At 65.2% G+C, this 15,912-nt stretch carries 11 protein-coding genes; 2 read left to right on the forward strand and 9 right to left on the reverse strand.

The annotated features are described in order from the left end of the window. Window position 1 precedes the first annotated feature (1 nt). Window positions 2–703, reverse strand: coding sequence for a Crp/Fnr family transcriptional regulator (locus tag O3298_RS16430; protein ID WP_152283032.1), 702 nt, complete (start codon window positions 701–703; stop codon window positions 2–4). Between the two features lie 127 nt (window positions 704–830). On the opposite strand from O3298_RS16430, the gene O3298_RS16435 reads away from it, so the two are divergent. Next, window positions 831–2,465, forward strand: coding sequence for an acyl-CoA synthetase (locus O3298_RS16435; RefSeq protein WP_305060018.1), 1,635 nt, complete (start codon window positions 831–833; stop codon window positions 2,463–2,465). A 4-nt stretch (window positions 2,466–2,469) separates the two neighbouring features. Here the strand turns inward: O3298_RS16435 and O3298_RS16440 are convergent, their stop codons facing one another. The 8 genes from O3298_RS16440 to O3298_RS16475 all read right to left on the reverse strand — a co-directional run bounded on the left by O3298_RS16440 (window position 2,470) and on the right by O3298_RS16475 (window position 13,099). Continuing rightward, entirely contained in the window at window positions 2,470–3,885 is a 1,416-nt protein-coding gene (locus O3298_RS16440) for an MFS transporter (protein WP_305060019.1), read from the reverse strand. 73 nt (window positions 3,886–3,958) lie between these two features. Then, window positions 3,959–4,675 carry a hypothetical protein gene (locus tag O3298_RS16445; protein ID WP_289915726.1) on the reverse strand — a complete coding sequence of 239 codons (717 nt, stop codon included), beginning with the start codon at window positions 4,673–4,675 and terminating at the stop codon, window positions 3,959–3,961. A 69-nt stretch (window positions 4,676–4,744) separates the two neighbouring features. After that, window positions 4,745–5,845 (reverse strand): branched-chain amino acid aminotransferase, encoded by a 1,101-nt coding sequence (locus O3298_RS16450; RefSeq protein WP_289911536.1) that lies wholly within the window; start codon window positions 5,843–5,845, stop codon window positions 4,745–4,747. Between the two features lie 117 nt (window positions 5,846–5,962). Further along, on the reverse strand, window positions 5,963–6,460 hold the full coding sequence (locus O3298_RS16455; protein WP_305060020.1) for a Fur family transcriptional regulator: 498 nt from the start codon (window positions 6,458–6,460) through the stop codon (window positions 5,963–5,965). Window positions 6,461–6,593: 133 nt separating this feature from the next. Beyond that, window positions 6,594–8,942, reverse strand: a complete 2,349-nt coding sequence (locus O3298_RS16460) for a TonB-dependent siderophore receptor (protein ID WP_305060021.1) — start codon at window positions 8,940–8,942, stop codon at window positions 6,594–6,596. 93 nt (window positions 8,943–9,035) lie between these two features. After that, entirely contained in the window at window positions 9,036–11,441 is a 2,406-nt protein-coding gene (locus O3298_RS16465) for a TonB-dependent siderophore receptor (protein ID WP_289911540.1), read from the reverse strand. 91 nt (window positions 11,442–11,532) lie between these two features. Further along, window positions 11,533–12,549, reverse strand: a complete 1,017-nt coding sequence (locus O3298_RS16470) for a FecR domain-containing protein (RefSeq protein WP_305060022.1) — start codon at window positions 12,547–12,549, stop codon at window positions 11,533–11,535. Continuing rightward, the gene (locus O3298_RS16475) at window positions 12,536–13,099 is read right to left on the reverse strand and encodes a sigma-70 family RNA polymerase sigma factor (protein WP_305060023.1); all 564 of its coding nucleotides are present in this window, start codon (window positions 13,097–13,099) and stop codon (window positions 12,536–12,538) included. The genes O3298_RS16470 and O3298_RS16475 overlap by 14 nt, the downstream gene beginning before the upstream one ends. 211 nt (window positions 13,100–13,310) lie before the next feature. Between O3298_RS16475 and O3298_RS16480 the strand changes: the two genes are divergently transcribed. Continuing rightward, a complete protein-coding gene (locus tag O3298_RS16480) occupies window positions 13,311–15,857 on the forward strand; it encodes a sulfite reductase flavoprotein subunit alpha (protein WP_305060024.1) in 2,547 nt (848 codons plus the stop codon). Window positions 15,858–15,912: the final 55 nt, after the last annotated feature.

A 15,912-nucleotide genomic window follows, 5' to 3' on the forward strand; every position in this document is an offset into this window, starting at 1 on the left:
ATCACAGCGACGCCACGCCGTAGCGGCGCAGGCCGTCGAGGTCGACGACGCGGATGGCCTGGTAGGCAATGCTGATCAGCTTGAGTTCGGCCAGATGGCCCAGCGCCTGGTTCACCCGCTGGCGGGAAATGCCGGTCAGCAAGCCGATTTCTTCCTGCGACAGCTCAAGCACGCTGGAGGTGCGCGGATATAACATGGGGTGGAACAGTTGCGCGATCGCTTGCGCCACTTGCGCGTCGACGGCCAGCAGGCGCTGGTTCTGGATGGTGGCGATGAATTGCCCCATGCGTTCGTTCAGCTGGCGGATCACGAAGGCATTGAAGGACAGGCTTTCGGCCAGCAGCAGATGAAACAGGTCCACGGGCACGAGGATGATGGTCGATGCGCGCACGGCCACCACGTCGTAGCGGCGCAGTTCACGCTTGAGCACGCTGCCCTCGCCGCACCAGCCGCCCGCCGGCACGCCGGAAAACGTGGCGCCGCGTCCATCGGCGTTGTAGACGGCCAGCTTGATCAAGCCCGTGTGCACGCCTATCCAGTGCGCCGACGGTTCGCCGCGCCGCGTGATGAAGGCGCCCGCCTCGTAATGCCGGACCGTGCTGTCGGCACGCAACAGGGCCTGGTGCCGGACATCGAGGGCCGCGAACCAGTCGTGGCTGTCGAGTTCGGGCACCACACGGTCTACACTATCGTTGCTATCCATTCCATCCTTCAAACCTGTCACTAAGATGACAGTGATTTTCAAGCGCCGGTGCTATGCTGGCCCCTATCAATCCCGAAACAGGGAGCTGCAGAATTGCAGTACCAGGATTATTTACCAGGAGACAAACATGACACCTGATTTCAACACCGGCCTCGGCAAAAACAGCGCCAACTACGCCGCCCTCACCCCGCTCGACTATATCGCCAGGGCAGCCGCAGTATATGGCAATCGCCTGGCAATTGCACATGGCAGCGTGCGCCAAACGTGGCGCGAAACGTATGCGCGCACGCGCCGCCTGGCATCCGGCCTCGTCAAGCTGGGCGTGGGCACGGGCGACACGGTGGCCGTGATGCTGCCGAACACGCCCGCCATGGTGGAAGCGAGCTTTGGCGTGCCCATGGCGGGCGCCGTCCTCAATGCCCTCAATATCCGCCTCGACCTGGCTTCCCTGACCTTCATGCTGCGCCATGGCCAGGCGAAAGTCTTGCTGGCCGACACGGAGTTTGCCGAGCTGGCGCGCCAGATGGCGGCGCAGATTCCCGGCTTGCGCGTGATCCAGGTCAATGACGTGCTGGGACCCGAAGTGGAGCCCTTTGCAGAGCTCGACTATGAAGCCTTGCTGGCCAGCGGCGACCCCGAATACGACTGGCAGCCGCCCGCCGATGAATGGGACGCCATCGCCCTCAACTACACGTCCGGCACCACGGGCGACCCGAAAGGCGTGGTCTACCACCACCGGGGCGCGGCCCTGAATGCCCTGTCGAACATCCTGGAATGGGACATGCCCAAGCATGCCGTCTACCTGTGGACCTTGCCCATGTTCCACTGCAACGGCTGGTGCTTCCCGTGGACGGTGGCCGCCCGCGCGGGCGTGAACGTGTGCCTGCGCAAGTTCGAGCCGAAACTCGTGTTCGACCTGATGCGCGAATTGCGCATCACCCACTATTGCGCGGCGCCCATCGTGCACGCGGCCCTGGCCAACGCGCCCGCCAGCTGGCGCGAAGGCATAGCCTGGACCGTGCGCGGCATGGTGGCCGGTGCGCCGCCGCCAGCGGCCATGGTGGCGAAGATCGAAGCGATGGGCTTTGACTTGATCCACTCGTATGGCTTGACGGAAGTGTACGGCCCGGCCGCCATCTGCGCCGAGCAGGATGAGTGGGCGGCCCTGTCGCAGGAAGAACGGGCCGTCTTGAAATCGCGCCAGGGCGTGCGCTACCACCTGCAAAGCGCCGTGGCCGTGCTGGACCCGGAAACCATGCAGCCCGTGGCGGCCGACGGCGAACAGATCGGCGAGATCATGTTCCGTGGCAACATCTGCATGAAGGGTTACCTAAAGAATGAAAAGGCGACGCAGGAAGCGTTTGCGGGCGGCTGGTTCCACACGGGCGACCTCGGGGTGATGTATCCGGACGGCTATATCAAACTGAAGGACCGCAGCAAGGACATCATCATCTCGGGCGGCGAAAACATTTCCAGCGTAGAAGTGGAAGATGCGCTGTACCACCACCCGCAAGTGCTGGCCGCCGCCGTCATTGCCCAGCCGGACGAAAAATGGGGCGAAACGCCGTGCGCGTTCGTCGAACTGCGCGAGGGCGGCACGGTGACGGAAGCGGAATTGATCGCCTTTTGCAAGAACAACCTGGCGGGCTTCAAGGTGCCGAAAGCGATCTACTTCGGTCCCCTGCCCCGCACGTCGACGGGCAAGATCCAGAAGTTCGAACTGCGCAAGCGCATGCAGTCGGACAAGGCCATCGACGTCTAGGCGCTTAGCTGCCCTTGCCGGACAGCCACGCCGGCTGCGGCACCACCAGGCGTGAAAAGCTGGCGATGCTGGCCACGGCGGCGAAACCTGCCGCCAGGCACAGCGCATACGTCGTGCCCCGGCTGGCCGAGACCGTGAAGCAGTAGGCGACCAGCGCCGCGCCGGTGGCCTGGCCGATCAGACGCGACGTGGCCACCACGCCGCTGGCGCCGCCAGCCCGCTCGGGCGGCGCGCTGCCCATGATGGCTTTCAGATTGGGCGCCTGGAAGAAACCGAAACCGATGCCGCACAGGGCCATGCGCCAGCCGATGTCGAACACGCTCGGGTGGGCCGGTATCCACACCAGGGTCAGCAAGCCGCCCGCCAGCGCCGCCAGGCCGATGCCACCCAGCACGCCCGGCGAATAGCGGTCGCTCAGGCGCCCGGCCACGGGTGCCATCACGGCCACCAGCACGGCCCATGGCGTCATCAGGAAGCCCGTCTCGACGGGTGAACGGCCCAGGGTGACTTCAAAGTAAAACGGCAGCGAGACGAAGGCCAGCCCCTGCGCGGCAAACGTGCAGATGGCCGTCAGCGACGACAGCAAAAAAAGGGGACGGCGGAACAGGTCGATCGGCAGCATGGGCGCCGCATGCCCCGCCTGGCGGCGCAGCAGCAAAACAAAGAACACCACCACCGCCACCAGTTCCGGCAGCAAGGTCGACAGCGCCGCGTGATGGGCCGCGTCGCCAAACAACAGGATCAGCAAGCCGAAGGCGCCCACGTTGTACAGCGCCGTGCGCGCATCGAGGGTATGCCCGGACAACTTGGTGGCCGGCAGCATGCGGCTGGCGAGGAAGAAGCCGGCCACGCCGAGCGGCACGTTGATGGCGAACAGCCACGGCCACGAGGCCGTCGCCAGGATCAAGGAGGCGGCCGTGGGCCCGATGGCGAACGCGACGGCCACCACCAGCGCATTGTTGCCGAACGCGCGGCCCAGCAAGTGTTTAGGGTACAGGGCGCGCAGCAGCGCCGTATTGACGCTCATCATGGCGCTGGCGCCGACGCCCTGGAACAAACGCGCCACCACCAGCGACGGCAAGGACCAGGCCAGCGCGCACGCGAGCGAAGCCAACGTAAACAGGAACATGCCGGAGATAAACACGCGCCGGTAGCCGGCGATTTCACCCAGCGCGGAAAACGGCAGCAGGGTCGCCACCATGGCCAGCTGATACACGTTGACGATCCAGACGGAAGCGGCCGGCGTCGTGTGCAGCTCGCCGGCGATGGCCGGCAAGGCCGTGTTGGCGATCGCCGTATCGAGCGAAGCCATGCCCACGCCGATGGCCAGCGCCAGCATGGCCCATACACGGGCGCCGGGCGGCAAGCCGTCCTCGCCCACCATCACGGCTTGCGTTTGCTGCCGCATAGACTGCTGCATACACTACCTGTTCATCTTGCTGATCCGGCCAATACACTAACATGTATGTAAGAAACCTGCAGGACAGGCCAGCTTACTTCTGGCAATCGATGACCTTGAAATCTTTCGAGTAGCAGATGCGCAACTCGCCCGAATGCTTTTCATAGCCGAGCCAGCGGCCCTTCAATTGCGGATTATGCTGCTTCATCCACTGGAACAACTCATTCTTGGGCATGCTGGAGTCCGGCAACTTCAAGGCCTGGAACAGCTCGCGTTCCTTCTCGAAATACTGCTTGGCCGTATCGAAATCGCAGGCGCCATGCTTTTCCCATTCGCCCTGCAGCAAGGCTTCGCCCGGCTGCATGCACATATAGGGCAGGATCTCGGACGGCGCCAGCTTCGGCAAATTGCCCTTGCAGTAACGCGGGTGCAGTTCCGTCTTGCGCGGCGGCGTCACGGAAATGTCGTCGCAGCTGGCCGGGTTGTTCGACTGCGCCCACAGGCCATGCACGATCCAGCCGAAGTGATTGCTATCGGCGCACTGGAAGGCAGCCTTCTTCGACACGGCGCCACGGCGGCGCTGGCTGTCGCAAAATCCTGGCGACCACGACAGCGCCAGCATGAAGTAATCGGTGGGCACGTTGGTGCTTTGCTTGTAGCACGTGTTTTTCTCGTCCGACGGCTTGACGTCGTAATCGTAGTAGCTGACGTTGCGGGGAATGGCGCAGCTGGCGTCGGCCGCGTGGACGGCGCCGGCAGACAGGCTGATGAACACGGCGGCCAGCGCGGGCAAGACAGTTCTCAATTGCATCGGGTTTCCCTTTCAGAATATAAAACGCCGGCAACTGAGTGCCGGCGCGGTATCAATCAAACAAACTGATTAACAAACCTTGTGCATCCAGCCATGCGTATCAGCCGCCGTGCCATGCTGCAAGCCCAGCAGCGCTTCGCGCAGGGCCAGCGTGACGGCGCCGTTTTCATTGTTGTTGATGGTCATTTCAAAGCCATTGGCCTTGGCCACGCCCACCGGGGTGATGACGGCGGCCGTGCCGCAGGCGAACACTTCGGTCATGCGGCCCGAGGCGATGTCGTCGCGCCATTGCTGGACAGACAATTTACGCTCTTCCGTCGCATAGCCAAGGTCTTTCGCCATTTCCAGCAGGCTGCGGCGGGTGATGCCTGGCAGCAAGGTGCCCGTCAATTCCGGCGTCACGACGGTGACTTTCTCGCCATCCTGGTAGACAAAGAACAAGTTCATGCCGCCCATTTCTTCGATGAATTCGCGGTGCACGGCGTCCAGCCAGACGACCTGGTCGCAGCCCTTCTCTTGCGCTTGCGACTGGGCCATCAGGCTGGCCGCGTAGTTGCCCGCGCACTTGGCTTCACCCGTGCCGCCCGGCGCGGCGCGCACGAAGTCTTCGCTGATCCACACGGTGACGGGTTTCACGCCTTTCGGGAAATAGGCGCCGGCCGGCGAGGCGAACAGCACGAACAGGTATTCTTCCGAAGGACGCACGCCCAGGTAAGGATCGGTGGCGATCATCAGCGGACGCATGTACAGGCTCTCGCCCGTGTTCTTCGGCACCCAGTTGCGGTCTTGCGCAATCAGCGCGTCGCCCGCTTCCAGGAACAGCTCGACAGGGATGGCCGGCATGGCCAGGCGCGCGGCGCTGCGGTTGAAGCGTTCCGCGTTTTGTTCCGGACGGAAAGTCTTGATGCTGCCATCGGGCTGCGCGAACGCCTTATAGCCTTCGAAGATGGCCTGGCCGTAGTGCAGCGACGACGCGGACGGGTCCAGCATCAGCGGGCCGTAAGCCTTCAGTTCGCCCTGCTGCCATTTGCCGTCGCGGTAAGGAATCACCACCATGTGGTCGGTGAAGATGCGGCCGAAGGCGGGATTGACCATGCGCGCGGCGCGTTCGGCGTCGGACAGGGGGTGGGCGGATGGGGTGACGACGAGATTCGGTGTGGAAGTGGTCATGGCAGCAGAAGACGAGTCAGGGAGAATAAAGAGATTCCCTATTGTAGCGCCTAATGCGCGCGGCGAGGCGGCGGATGGCCTTACAGCAATGTTGCGCCGCATCAAAAGGCGGCGCCGTCAGGCGGCCCGCAGGGGCTTGCCCCGCCCTGCTTGCGCTTCCCCGGCGCACTGGCTGCAGCGCATCTGCACGGAAATCACGTTGGCGCCGATGTCCATGCCGTGCGCCAGCGCCGCCTGGCGCAGCTGCTCCACCAGCGGCGCATCCTGCACCAGCACGCTGCGTTCGCACACGCGGCACACGAGGTAGCAGCTGTCCGTTTCCACCTGGTCGGGCTTGATCAAGTAACGCGCCTTGTTGCCGCTGGCGCTAGCCTCGCGCTCGCGCAGCAGCAAGCCGGCCAGTTCCATTTCCTTGAGCACGCGGTAAATCGTGCCCAGGCTGACAGCAATGCCGATGTGCAGCAGTTGCTGATAAATGCTTTCCGCATTCATCGCTTGCCGCTGCGTACCGGCCAGCACTTGCAAGATGCAGATGCGCGCGCTGGTCGGGCGCAGGCGCACGGCGCGCAAGCGCTCGAACACGCGGCCATCGTCCTGGTATTGAATGTCTTGCATGGGATTCTCCGCTTGTGCGTTCTGCTCTACTGACATTGCCAAGCGAGAAGCGCAAAAGGGAACCGGGAAATGAAAAAAAGCGCCGTTCCCGACTACTGGAACGGCGCCTTGCGCTACCTCAAACCGGCAACCATCAGAACTTCATGTTGGCCGTCAGGGTTGCCGAGCGGCCCGGTGCCACGCCAGCGTAATGCGGCGAGGAAACCTTGTCGAAGTACAGCTTGTTCGTCAGGTTCTGGATGTTCAGCTGCAGGGTCACGTTGCGGTTGACCACATAGCTGGCCATGGCGTCGAAACGCGTGTAGGCCGGGGCAAACTTGTTGTTGGCCACGTTCGCGTAGACCTTGTCGACGTAGTTCACGCCGCCGCCCACCGTGATGGCGGGCGTGACCAGGTAGGACGTCCACAGCGAGGCGCTGTTTTTCGGCGTCGTCGGGAACTGGTTGCCGTTGTATGGCGACGGTGCATACACGGGTACCGCCGTCGTGCCCGTATTGACGTAGCCATTGTTTTCCACGATGGCGTTCAGGTGCGTGTAGCCGCCGAACACCGACCATTCCTTGGTGATATTGCCGCTCACGCCCAGCTCGATACCCTTGACTTGCTTGTCGCCCACGTTTTGCGTGGTGCCGTCCGGTGCCGTCACACGCGCATTGCTCATGTCGCTCTGGAAATAGGCGCCGCTCACGGACAGGCGGCCACCCGGCAGCACTTCCCATTTCGTGCCCAGCTCGAAGCTCTTGCTTTCCTGCGGCTTCAGGTTCTGGATGGCGACCGTCAAGCCGTCGATGCCGTCGCCGCCGTCATTGCCCGGTGGCGTGGACGAGGTGCCGTAGGAAACATACACGCTGCTGTTGGTCGATGGCTTGTACACCAGACCCGCCTGGTAGCTGGCGAAGGTGGCGTGCACCTTGGCGCTGGTGGCGGCGGTGGTCTTGCCGTCGAGCGTGTATTGCGGCGTGTTCAGCGAACTCTTGTAGTCATCCCAGCGGATACCCACGTTGAGCAGCCATTGCGGCGTGAACTCGATGGTGTCGAAGCCGTACACGGAACGCGTGTTGGTGACGATATTCGTGCGTGCCGGCGACACCGTGCGCGTGTAGACCCACGGGTCGTTGGCGTTCGGGTTGAGCAACGGTGCGCAGTTGTACAGGGTGGCCGCGCCATAGGTCGGGCAGTTGGAACCGACTTTTTCCAGCGGGTTGTTCGCCCCCGGGCTGAATATATAGGAGCTGCGATCCGTTTCCTCGCGGCCGATTTCCAGGCCCACCGTGTAGGTGTGCTTCACGCCGCCGGCCAGGAATTCGCCGCCCAGGCTGGTCGCATTGGCCAGCGCGTCCGTATCGGTCGTGCGCGTGTTGGCGCGGCGCCAGACGGTGCCGTACAACATGGTGTTGCCCTTGGAATCGTCGGGCTGGGTCCACACGTAGTCATTGCTGGTCTTGCCGTAACGGGTCACGTTGCGCAAAATCAACTTGTTGCCGAAGTCGTGGCGCACGTCGATGGTGCCGATATCGCTTTGCGTGTCGCGGAAATCGCGGTTGAGCAAGCCATAGAAGGTGTCGCGCGGCACGTTGACGGGGGTGCCGTTGCCGTTTTTCGATACATTCGCGCCCGACGAGAACGGGTTGTTGAACGGCAAGCCGGTGTCCGGCAATTCGCTCGACTGCATGTGGTAGTAGCTGAGGGTCGCCTGCGTGGCCGATTTCAGGCCGAAGGTGATCGATGGCGCGATGCCCCAGCGGTCGCCATTGATGTAGTCGCGGCCGGCCACGTGGGCGTCATGCGCCATCACATTCAGGCGCACGGCCACGTCGTCGCTGATGACGCGGTTCACGTCGGCCGTGGCGCGGCGGTACTTGGCGCTGCCCAGGCCCACGGTGGCGTTGGTGAAATTGTCGACTTTCGGCGTCTTGCTGATCAGGTTGACGCCGCCGCCCGCGGACGAACGTCCACCGTAGGCCGAGTTCGGGCCCTTGACGACTTCGATTTGTTCCAGCGCAAAGATTTCACGCGATTGGGAACCCGTGTCGCGGATGCCGTCGATATACGTATCCGTTTGCGCGTTATAGCCGCGGATAAACAGGTTGTCGCCCACAGGGTTGCCGCCTTCGCCGGCGCCGATGGTGATGCCCGGCACGGTGCGCAGCGCATCCGTCAGCGAGACGGCGCCCGTTTGCGAAATGATTTCGGCAGGAATCACGGTGACGGATTTCGGCGTGTCCAGCAGCGGCGCCGTCAGCTTGTCGTTGGCCGATTTGACGGGCGCCTGGATCAGGCGGTCAGCCGTGCCCACGACCTTGACTTCCTGCAACTGCTGCGGCTTGTCCACCGTTTGCGCGTGCAGCGCCAGCGGCATGGCCAGGGTGGCAAACGCGGCCAGGGCCGTGCCATGCATGCGTGGCGCGGAAGTGGTGTGGTGCTTGCGGCTGCGGATGAGGGCTGCCGGCTTGGCGGCGCCCGCTTGGTCTTTCAATGTCATCGCTATCTTTCACTCTATCGGATGGATTAAATTATGGCTGGCTACTGCGCCGTGGCGCCTGGCTGGCTCGTTGATTGCTTGGGTACGACAAAACTAGAACCGCCACAGCGCCGTCATGCGCAACGCCCGGGGCGAGCCGGGCGCGATGTTGTCGTTGCTGTGGGCGGAGGCAAAATATTTTCTGTTGAACAGGTTTTCCACATTCAGCTGCAGTTGGAATGCCCCTTGCGGCTTGAAGTAGACGGCGCCATCGACGCGGGCAAATCCCGGCAGCGCCACCGTATTCGACACGGACGCATACACGGCGCTGCGGGCAATGATGCCCAGCGCCGCACCCCAGGCCGGCGAAAAATCGTAGCGGTTCCACAGCGACAGGCTGTGCCGGGGCACATGGGCCACCGTGGCCCCCTCGAATGCCGTGGCCGATTGCGTGGCCGTCAGCACGGCCCGCTGCCAGGCATAGCCGCCCGCGATGCTCCACCCGGGTTGGACCTTGCCTTTCACTTCCAGTTCCAGCCCCTCGCTGCGCTGGCCATCGACCAGCATGGCCCGCGTGGCGTCATTCGGGTCGGTGACGGCGACCTTGCTGCGCGTCAAACGGTACAGGGCCGCGCTGGCCGACAGGTCCGGCGTGGCTTCCCATTTCACGCCCGCTTCCACATTGCGAAAACGTTCAGGTTCAAACACGGCATTGCTGGGCGTCAATGACGCCAGCTGTTCGCCCGCGCGCGGCAAGAACGATTGGCTGACGCTGGCATACAGCGACAGCGCGGGCACGGGCTGATAGATCAGGGCCGCGCGCGGCGACCACGGCGCATCCGTGCGGGCGATGCGCGCGCCATTGCGGCGGTTGACGAAATCGACGGCGAAGCGCTCGTAGCGCAGGCCGGCAATCGCCTGCCATTGCGGGCTGAAACGGACCTGGTCCTGCAGGTACAGGGCGGCCGTGTCGGCCACGCCATGGTTGTCGGCATCCGTGGCGCTGGGGCGGAAGGTCACGGGCAAGTCCGTCACGGGGTGCGAAGTGGGCAGGCTGATGTGCGTGACGCCCTCGCCCAGGGTCGTGAAATAGCCGGTGTTGCGCAGATTGTCCGTCGTCTGGCGGCCCAGTTCCCCGCCCGCCGTCAGGCGGTGCCGCACGGCGCCGCTGCTTACCGTCCACTCCACGTCAGTCTGGTTGAACAGGTTGCGCCGCAAGGTGGCGCTGTTGTACGCCAGCACCGTCACGCTGGCGCCGTCCGCGCTGACGGGGCCGGGAAAGGCATTCTGGTACAGCTTGTCGTAATCGGCCAGGCGCGTGCGGTTGCGCAAGACCGCACCGCCGGCGAACGCATGCTCGATGGTCACGCCCAGCGCGTCGATGTAGGCCCACGACGGGCTGCTGCCGGCGATGCCGAAAAACGTGGACGGGTCCGTGTCGAACGGCCGGCCCCGGTACGAAGGCACGCCCCGGTCCGTCACGCGGTCGTCGCGGAAGTGTTCATAGCTGGCTTGCACGGTGGTGCGCGGCGACAGGCGCCAGGCCACGACGGGGTTGACGGCGCTGCGGCGCACCTTGACGCCCTGGCGAAACGAGCCGCTGTTTTCCGCCATGGCGTTGACGCGCACGGCCACGTCGCCTTTCACGACCTGTTGCAGATCGATGGCGGCGCGCCCGTTGCGCCAGGCGCCCAGGCTCAGCGTTGCTTCGCCGCCATTGACCCACTGCGGCTGCTTGGTGGCCCGGTTGATCACGCCACCGCCGCCGCCATGGCCGAAGACCAGGGCGTTCGGCCCCTTGATGGCCTCGACCGCTTCGATATTGTAGAAATCGCGGTAGTACTGCACGTCGTCGCGCATGCCGTCCAGATAGAAATCCGAGGTCGAGCTGTTGCCGCGCAGCACGGCCGTATCGCGGTTGCCCTCGCCTGCGGCCGTGCCCACGCCCGGCATGTAGCGCATGGCGTCGGCCAGGGTGCGCATGTCCTGGTCGCGTATCAATTCGCGGCTCACCACGCTGACGGCCTGCGGCGTGTCATGCAGGGCCGTGTCGTTGCGGCTGGCGGCGGAAGAACTGGTACGGCGGTAGCCATCGTCGCCGCTGCCCTGCACGGTGACGGGCGCCAGCACTTGCAAGCCGGCGCCCTCCCCGTCCAGGTCGGCGCGCAGGGGCGTCGGGGCCAGGCGCACGATGTAACTTCCGTCCGGCAACTGCACGGCCACGAGGCCCGTTCCTGCCAGCAATTGCTGCAAGCCCTGGCCCGTGGCCACGGTGGCGTTCAAGCCGGCGCTGCGTTTGCCCTGCGTCAAGCCGCCTTCGGCCGACAGCAAGATGCCCGCCTGGCCCGCGAACTGGCGCAGGGCCTGGCCCAGGGGCGCGGCGGCGATGCGGAAGCTGTGCACGGTCTCTTCCGCCGCTGCTGCCATCGCATGCATGACAGGCACGGCCAGCAACGCCGCGGCCAGGGACAGCGGCAGCAGACGGCGGGCAAACGGCAGGGAGACAGGGTACGGCGGCACGGCATTCCTTATTGATGTTGAGCAGCTTACTTCTACCTTGCCAAACAACTTTTCAAAAAGGGAACTACTTTTTGAGAAATATTCTCATTTACTATTTTGACTGCGGCAGCTGGGCTTCCACCGTCACCCACCAGTCATGCAGGCGATGTATTTTCACAGGCAAGGTCGCTTCCAGCGCCGCCAGGATGCGGTCCGTATCGGCCAGCGGGTAGCTGCCCACCAGGCGCAGGTGGGCCACTTCGGGCGCGCAGCCCAGGTGGCCGCGCCGGTAGCGCGACAGTTGCGCGAGGAAATCATCGAGCCGCATCTGTTCCGGCTGCAGGCGGTACTCGATCCACGCGGCCCCGTTCGGGTCGGCGGCGTATGGCTCGCCGATGAAACCGTCGCCGAAGCGCACCTGCTGGCCGGCCGGCACGATGCGCGGCACGCCGCCATCGCGGGGCGCCACCTCGACGCTGCCCTCGTAGACGGCCAGCAAGGTGGCATCGCCCTGCGGCTGCACGCTGAAACGCGTGCCCAGCGCGCGCAGGCGGCCGTGCACGGTGTCGACCACGAGCGGGCGCGCCGGCTGGCGGCTGTCGCGCGCGGAGGCGAGATAGATTTCGCCGCCATGCAGGGCGATGCGGCGCAGCGTGTCGCTGTAATCGATGTCGAGGGCAGTTGCCGTGTTCAGCCACAGTTGCGAACCGTCGGCCAGCGCCAGCTGGCGGATGGTGCCGACCGGCGTTTTTTCGCCCGCATGCAGGCTGGCAACCCAGCTGCGCGTATCGCGCCGCAGCAGCGCGGCGCCGCCCGTGCCGGCAGTCAGGCACAGCGCCAGCAAGCCCTTGACCAGGCTGCGGCGCGCGGCGTCGCTCTGGCGCGGGCCTGCGGCGTCGAGCGCCTGGCGCGCCGGTTCCGCCGGCACCTGGCGAAATTCGGCGCTGACAGCTTCCACCCTGCGCCAGGCGGCGCGGTGGGCAGGCGAGCTGGCATGCCAGCGCTCCCAGGCTTGCTGGTCGGCAGGACCGGCATCGTCCCCGCGCAGCACGGCGAACCATTCGGCCGCTTCCTGCAGGATGGCGTAGTCGGCCGGCGGCATGGCGGCGCCTGGCTTAGGCGGCATCATCCATGCACAGCATGCATTGCAGCATGGCTTGCGCCATGTATTTTTTCACCATGCGTTCGGATACGTCCAGCTGGCCGGCGATCTGCGCATACGTCAGGCCGTCGAGCTGCGCCAGCAGGAAGGCCTGGCGCGCGCGCGGCGACAGGGTATCGAGCATGGCATCGATGCGGCACAGGGCTTCGACCACGAGGGCCCGCTCTTCCGGCGACGGCGCCGTCATTTCGGGATGGCTAGCCAGGGCCGCCAGGAACGTGCGTTCCAGGGTCAGGCGGCGCCAGTGGTTGACCAGCAAGCCATTGGCCACCGTGCTCAGGTAGGCGCGCGGCTCGCGCAGGCTGTCCGCCGATTGCGTCGCCAGCATGCGCACGAAGGTGTCCTGCGCCAGGTCGGCCGCACCGTCGCGGCAACCGAGCTTGCGCCACAGCCAGTTATACAGCCAGCCATGGTGGCTGGCGTACAGGTCGCTAAAGGTATCGAGGGAGGGAGAAATGGTGGACACGGGCAAACAAACAAAGGGGCTGCCATACTTGCCGGTCAAGTGGGTCAGCATTGCATCACGAATGAGAATGATTTTCATTTTCACACAATTTCACGACGATGTAAATTATCAAAAGCATCATCCTGGCCTGGCGCGGGCATTTTGCGCAACAGTGCCAATGCTTCATCATTTGCGAATGATTCTCGTTTGCGTTAAAATGTCAGCCTTCCTTCTTCCCCGCCATGCCTGACGCCTCTGCATGGCGGCGCCATCGAAAGCCGCCATGACGACCTCCTCCCTTCCACAACCCCAGTTGCGCGCCAGCGCCGACGAGGCGCCGGAGACCCGCCAACAGCAACACCAGCCTGCCGCCAACCCGCCGCAACGGCGCTGGCACTGGAGCTGGAAGCAGGTGTGGTTTCAATTGCACTGGTTCATCGGCATCACGGCCGGCACGGTGCTGGTGATCATCGGCCTGAGCGGCGCTACCCTGGCGTTCAAGGATGAATTGCTCGATGTCATGAACCCCGGCGTGCGCCATGTCGCCGTGGAGACGCGCGCGCCGCTGACGCCTGGCCAGCTGAGCAACATTGCCGCTGACGAACATGGCCAGCGCGTCGCCTCCATCACCATGTATGCCGAAGCGGGCGCGGCGCCACGCGTCTTCTTCGCGCCGAAGAATGGCCAGCGGCGCGGCGAGTCCATTTATGTCCACCCCTACACGGGCGCCACCCAGCCGGCACTGACGGGGGCGGGCTTTTTCGAGTGGACGGAATCGCTGCACCGCTGGCTGCTGCTGCCCCGCGATCCGGGCCGGCAAGTGGCGGGCGCGCTGGCCCTGTGCCTGCTGGGACTGGCCCTGTCCGGCCTGTATCTGCGCTGGCCCCGCCGTCCGCTGGACTGGCGCACCTGGCTGACCTTCGACCCTGCATTAAAAGGCCGCTCCTTCCTGTGGAACCTGCACGCCGTGGCCGGCACGTGGTGCCTGGTGGTCTACGTGGCGCTGACCCTGACGGGCATTTACTGGAGCTATGACGTGGTGCGCGACAATATCGACGCCTGGGCCGGCAAGCCGCCCCGCGTGGCGCAAGCGCCGGGCAAGCAAGGCCAGCCCAGGGAAAAGAAAGAAGCGCCGGCCGTCGACCTCGGTCCGGCCTGGAGCAGCTTCCAGCAGCACGCGGCCGGCTGGACCCTGGCCAGCGTGCGCCTGCCGACACGCGCCGGCGAAGCCGTGCAATTCACGTGGCTGGCCAGCGACGCGCCGCACGAGCGGGCGCGCAGCCGCATGAGCATTGCAGCGGCCGACGGCGCAGTGACGGAAAACGAACCGTACAGCCAGCAAGCGCTGGGTGCGCGACTCGTCAACATCATTTATCCGCTGCACATGGGCACGTATTTTGGCTTGCCGGGCCGCATCATCGTCACCCTGGCCAGCCTGGGCCTGCCCCTGTTCGCCATCACGGGCTGGATGCTGTACCTGGGCCGCCGCAAGGCGAAACGCGCCGTGCAGGCGCAGCGCGCCATGCTGGGCGCCGGCGCGCCGGGTAAGACGGACACGGGCTTGCCCACCCTGGTGGCCTACGCCAGCCAGTCAGGGCAGGCCGAGCGCCTGGCCCTGGAAAGCGCGCGCGCCCTGCAGCAGGCGGGCGTGGCCGTCGACGTGCAATCGCTGGACCAGTTCGATCCCGCGCAATTGCGCCAGTACGAACGGGCCCTGATCGTCGCCAGCACCTTTGGCGAAGGCGAGGCGCCGGACGGCACGCGCCGCTTCGCGCGCCTGCTGCAGCAAACCTCCGGCACGCCGCTGGCGGGCCTGGAATTCGGCATGCTGGCCCTGGGCGACCGCCATTACAGCGCCTTCTGCGGCTTTGGCCATGCGCTGGCGCAACAATTGCAAACGCTGGGCGCCACGCCCCTGTTCCCCCTGATCGAAGTGGACAAGCACGACCCCGCCGCCCTGGCCGACTGGTCCACAGCGCTGGCCCGCTGCAGCGGCAGCGCCATCGACGCCATCGGCGTGCAGGAAGAAGCGTCATATGCCGAGTGGCGCCTGGCGCGCCGCGTGCTGCTCAACCCGGGCAGCCAGAGCGGCGAACTGCATGAAATCACCTTGACGGGCCCGGCCGGCGCCAGCTGGGAAGCGGGCGCGCTGGCGGAAATCATTCCCTGCAATGCAGACGGCAGCGATGGTGATGCCAGCAATGCCCATCACGCGCCGCGCAGCTACTCGATCGCCTCGCTGCCGTCCGATGGCGAACTGCAGTTGCTGGTACGCCAGGAACGCCATGCGGGCGAGGAAAATCAAGGCCATGGCCTCGGCTCCGGCTGGCTGACCCGCTTCGCCCCGCTGGACGCCACCATCCGCCTGCGCCTGCAAGCCAATCCGGCCTTCGCCCCCGCCCTGGTCGACGTGCCCTGCATTTATATCGGCAACGGTTCCGGCCTGGCCGGCCTGCGCTCGCACTTGCGCGCGCGCCAGCGGGCGGGACTGGCCCGCAACTGGCTGCTGTTCGGCGAGCGCCAGCAAGCTTTTGACAGCGTCTGCGGCACAGAGTTGCAAGGCTGGCTGGGCGCTGGCCACCTGGCGCGCCTGGACCGCGTCTTTTCGCGCGATGGCGCCGATGCCGGCAAGCGTGAATACGTGCAAGACCGCCTGCGCGCCAACGCCGGGACGCTGCGCGACTGGCTGGCGCAAGGGGCCATCGTCTACGTGTGCGGCAGCCTGCAAGGCATGGCGGCAGGAATCGATGCTGTGCTGCAAGAATTGCTGGGCCAGGAGGGACTCGACGCCTTGCTGGCGGCCGGACGCTACCGCCGCGACGTGTATTGACCTGGCTCAAGCCATCGCCGGCGCCGCCCGGCTATGTGGGCCGGCGCACGGTCGG

The sequence above is a fragment of the Janthinobacterium sp. SUN137 genome, from assembly GCF_030587265.1.
GTDB lineage: Bacteria > Pseudomonadota > Gammaproteobacteria > Burkholderiales > Burkholderiaceae_D > Janthinobacterium > Janthinobacterium kumbetense.

What these genes read in the sequence shown, in the direction of transcription:
- O3298_RS16435 (WP_305060018.1), top strand. Translation starts at nt 831, where the DNA reads ATGACACCTGATTTCAACACCGGCCTCGGCAAAAACAGCGCCAACTAC.
- O3298_RS16470 (WP_305060022.1), bottom strand. Translation starts at nt 12,549, where the DNA reads ATGATGCCGCCTAAGCCAGGCGCCGCCATGCCGCCGGCCGACTACGCC.
- O3298_RS16440 (WP_305060019.1), bottom strand. Translation starts at nt 3,885, where the DNA reads ATGCAGCAGTCTATGCGGCAGCAAACGCAAGCCGTGATGGTGGGCGAG.
- O3298_RS16455 (WP_305060020.1), bottom strand. Translation starts at nt 6,460, where the DNA reads ATGCAAGACATTCAATACCAGGACGATGGCCGCGTGTTCGAGCGCTTG.
- O3298_RS16430 (WP_152283032.1), bottom strand. Translation starts at nt 703, where the DNA reads ATGGATAGCAACGATAGTGTAGACCGTGTGGTGCCCGAACTCGACAGC.
- O3298_RS16480 (WP_305060024.1), top strand. Translation starts at nt 13,311, where the DNA reads ATGACGACCTCCTCCCTTCCACAACCCCAGTTGCGCGCCAGCGCCGAC.
- O3298_RS16475 (WP_305060023.1), bottom strand. Translation starts at nt 13,099, where the DNA reads ATGCTGACCCACTTGACCGGCAAGTATGGCAGCCCCTTTGTTTGTTTG.
- O3298_RS16450 (WP_289911536.1), bottom strand. Translation starts at nt 5,845, where the DNA reads ATGACCACTTCCACACCGAATCTCGTCGTCACCCCATCCGCCCACCCC.
- O3298_RS16445 (WP_289915726.1), bottom strand. Translation starts at nt 4,675, where the DNA reads ATGCAATTGAGAACTGTCTTGCCCGCGCTGGCCGCCGTGTTCATCAGC.
- O3298_RS16460 (WP_305060021.1), bottom strand. Translation starts at nt 8,942, where the DNA reads ATGACATTGAAAGACCAAGCGGGCGCCGCCAAGCCGGCAGCCCTCATC.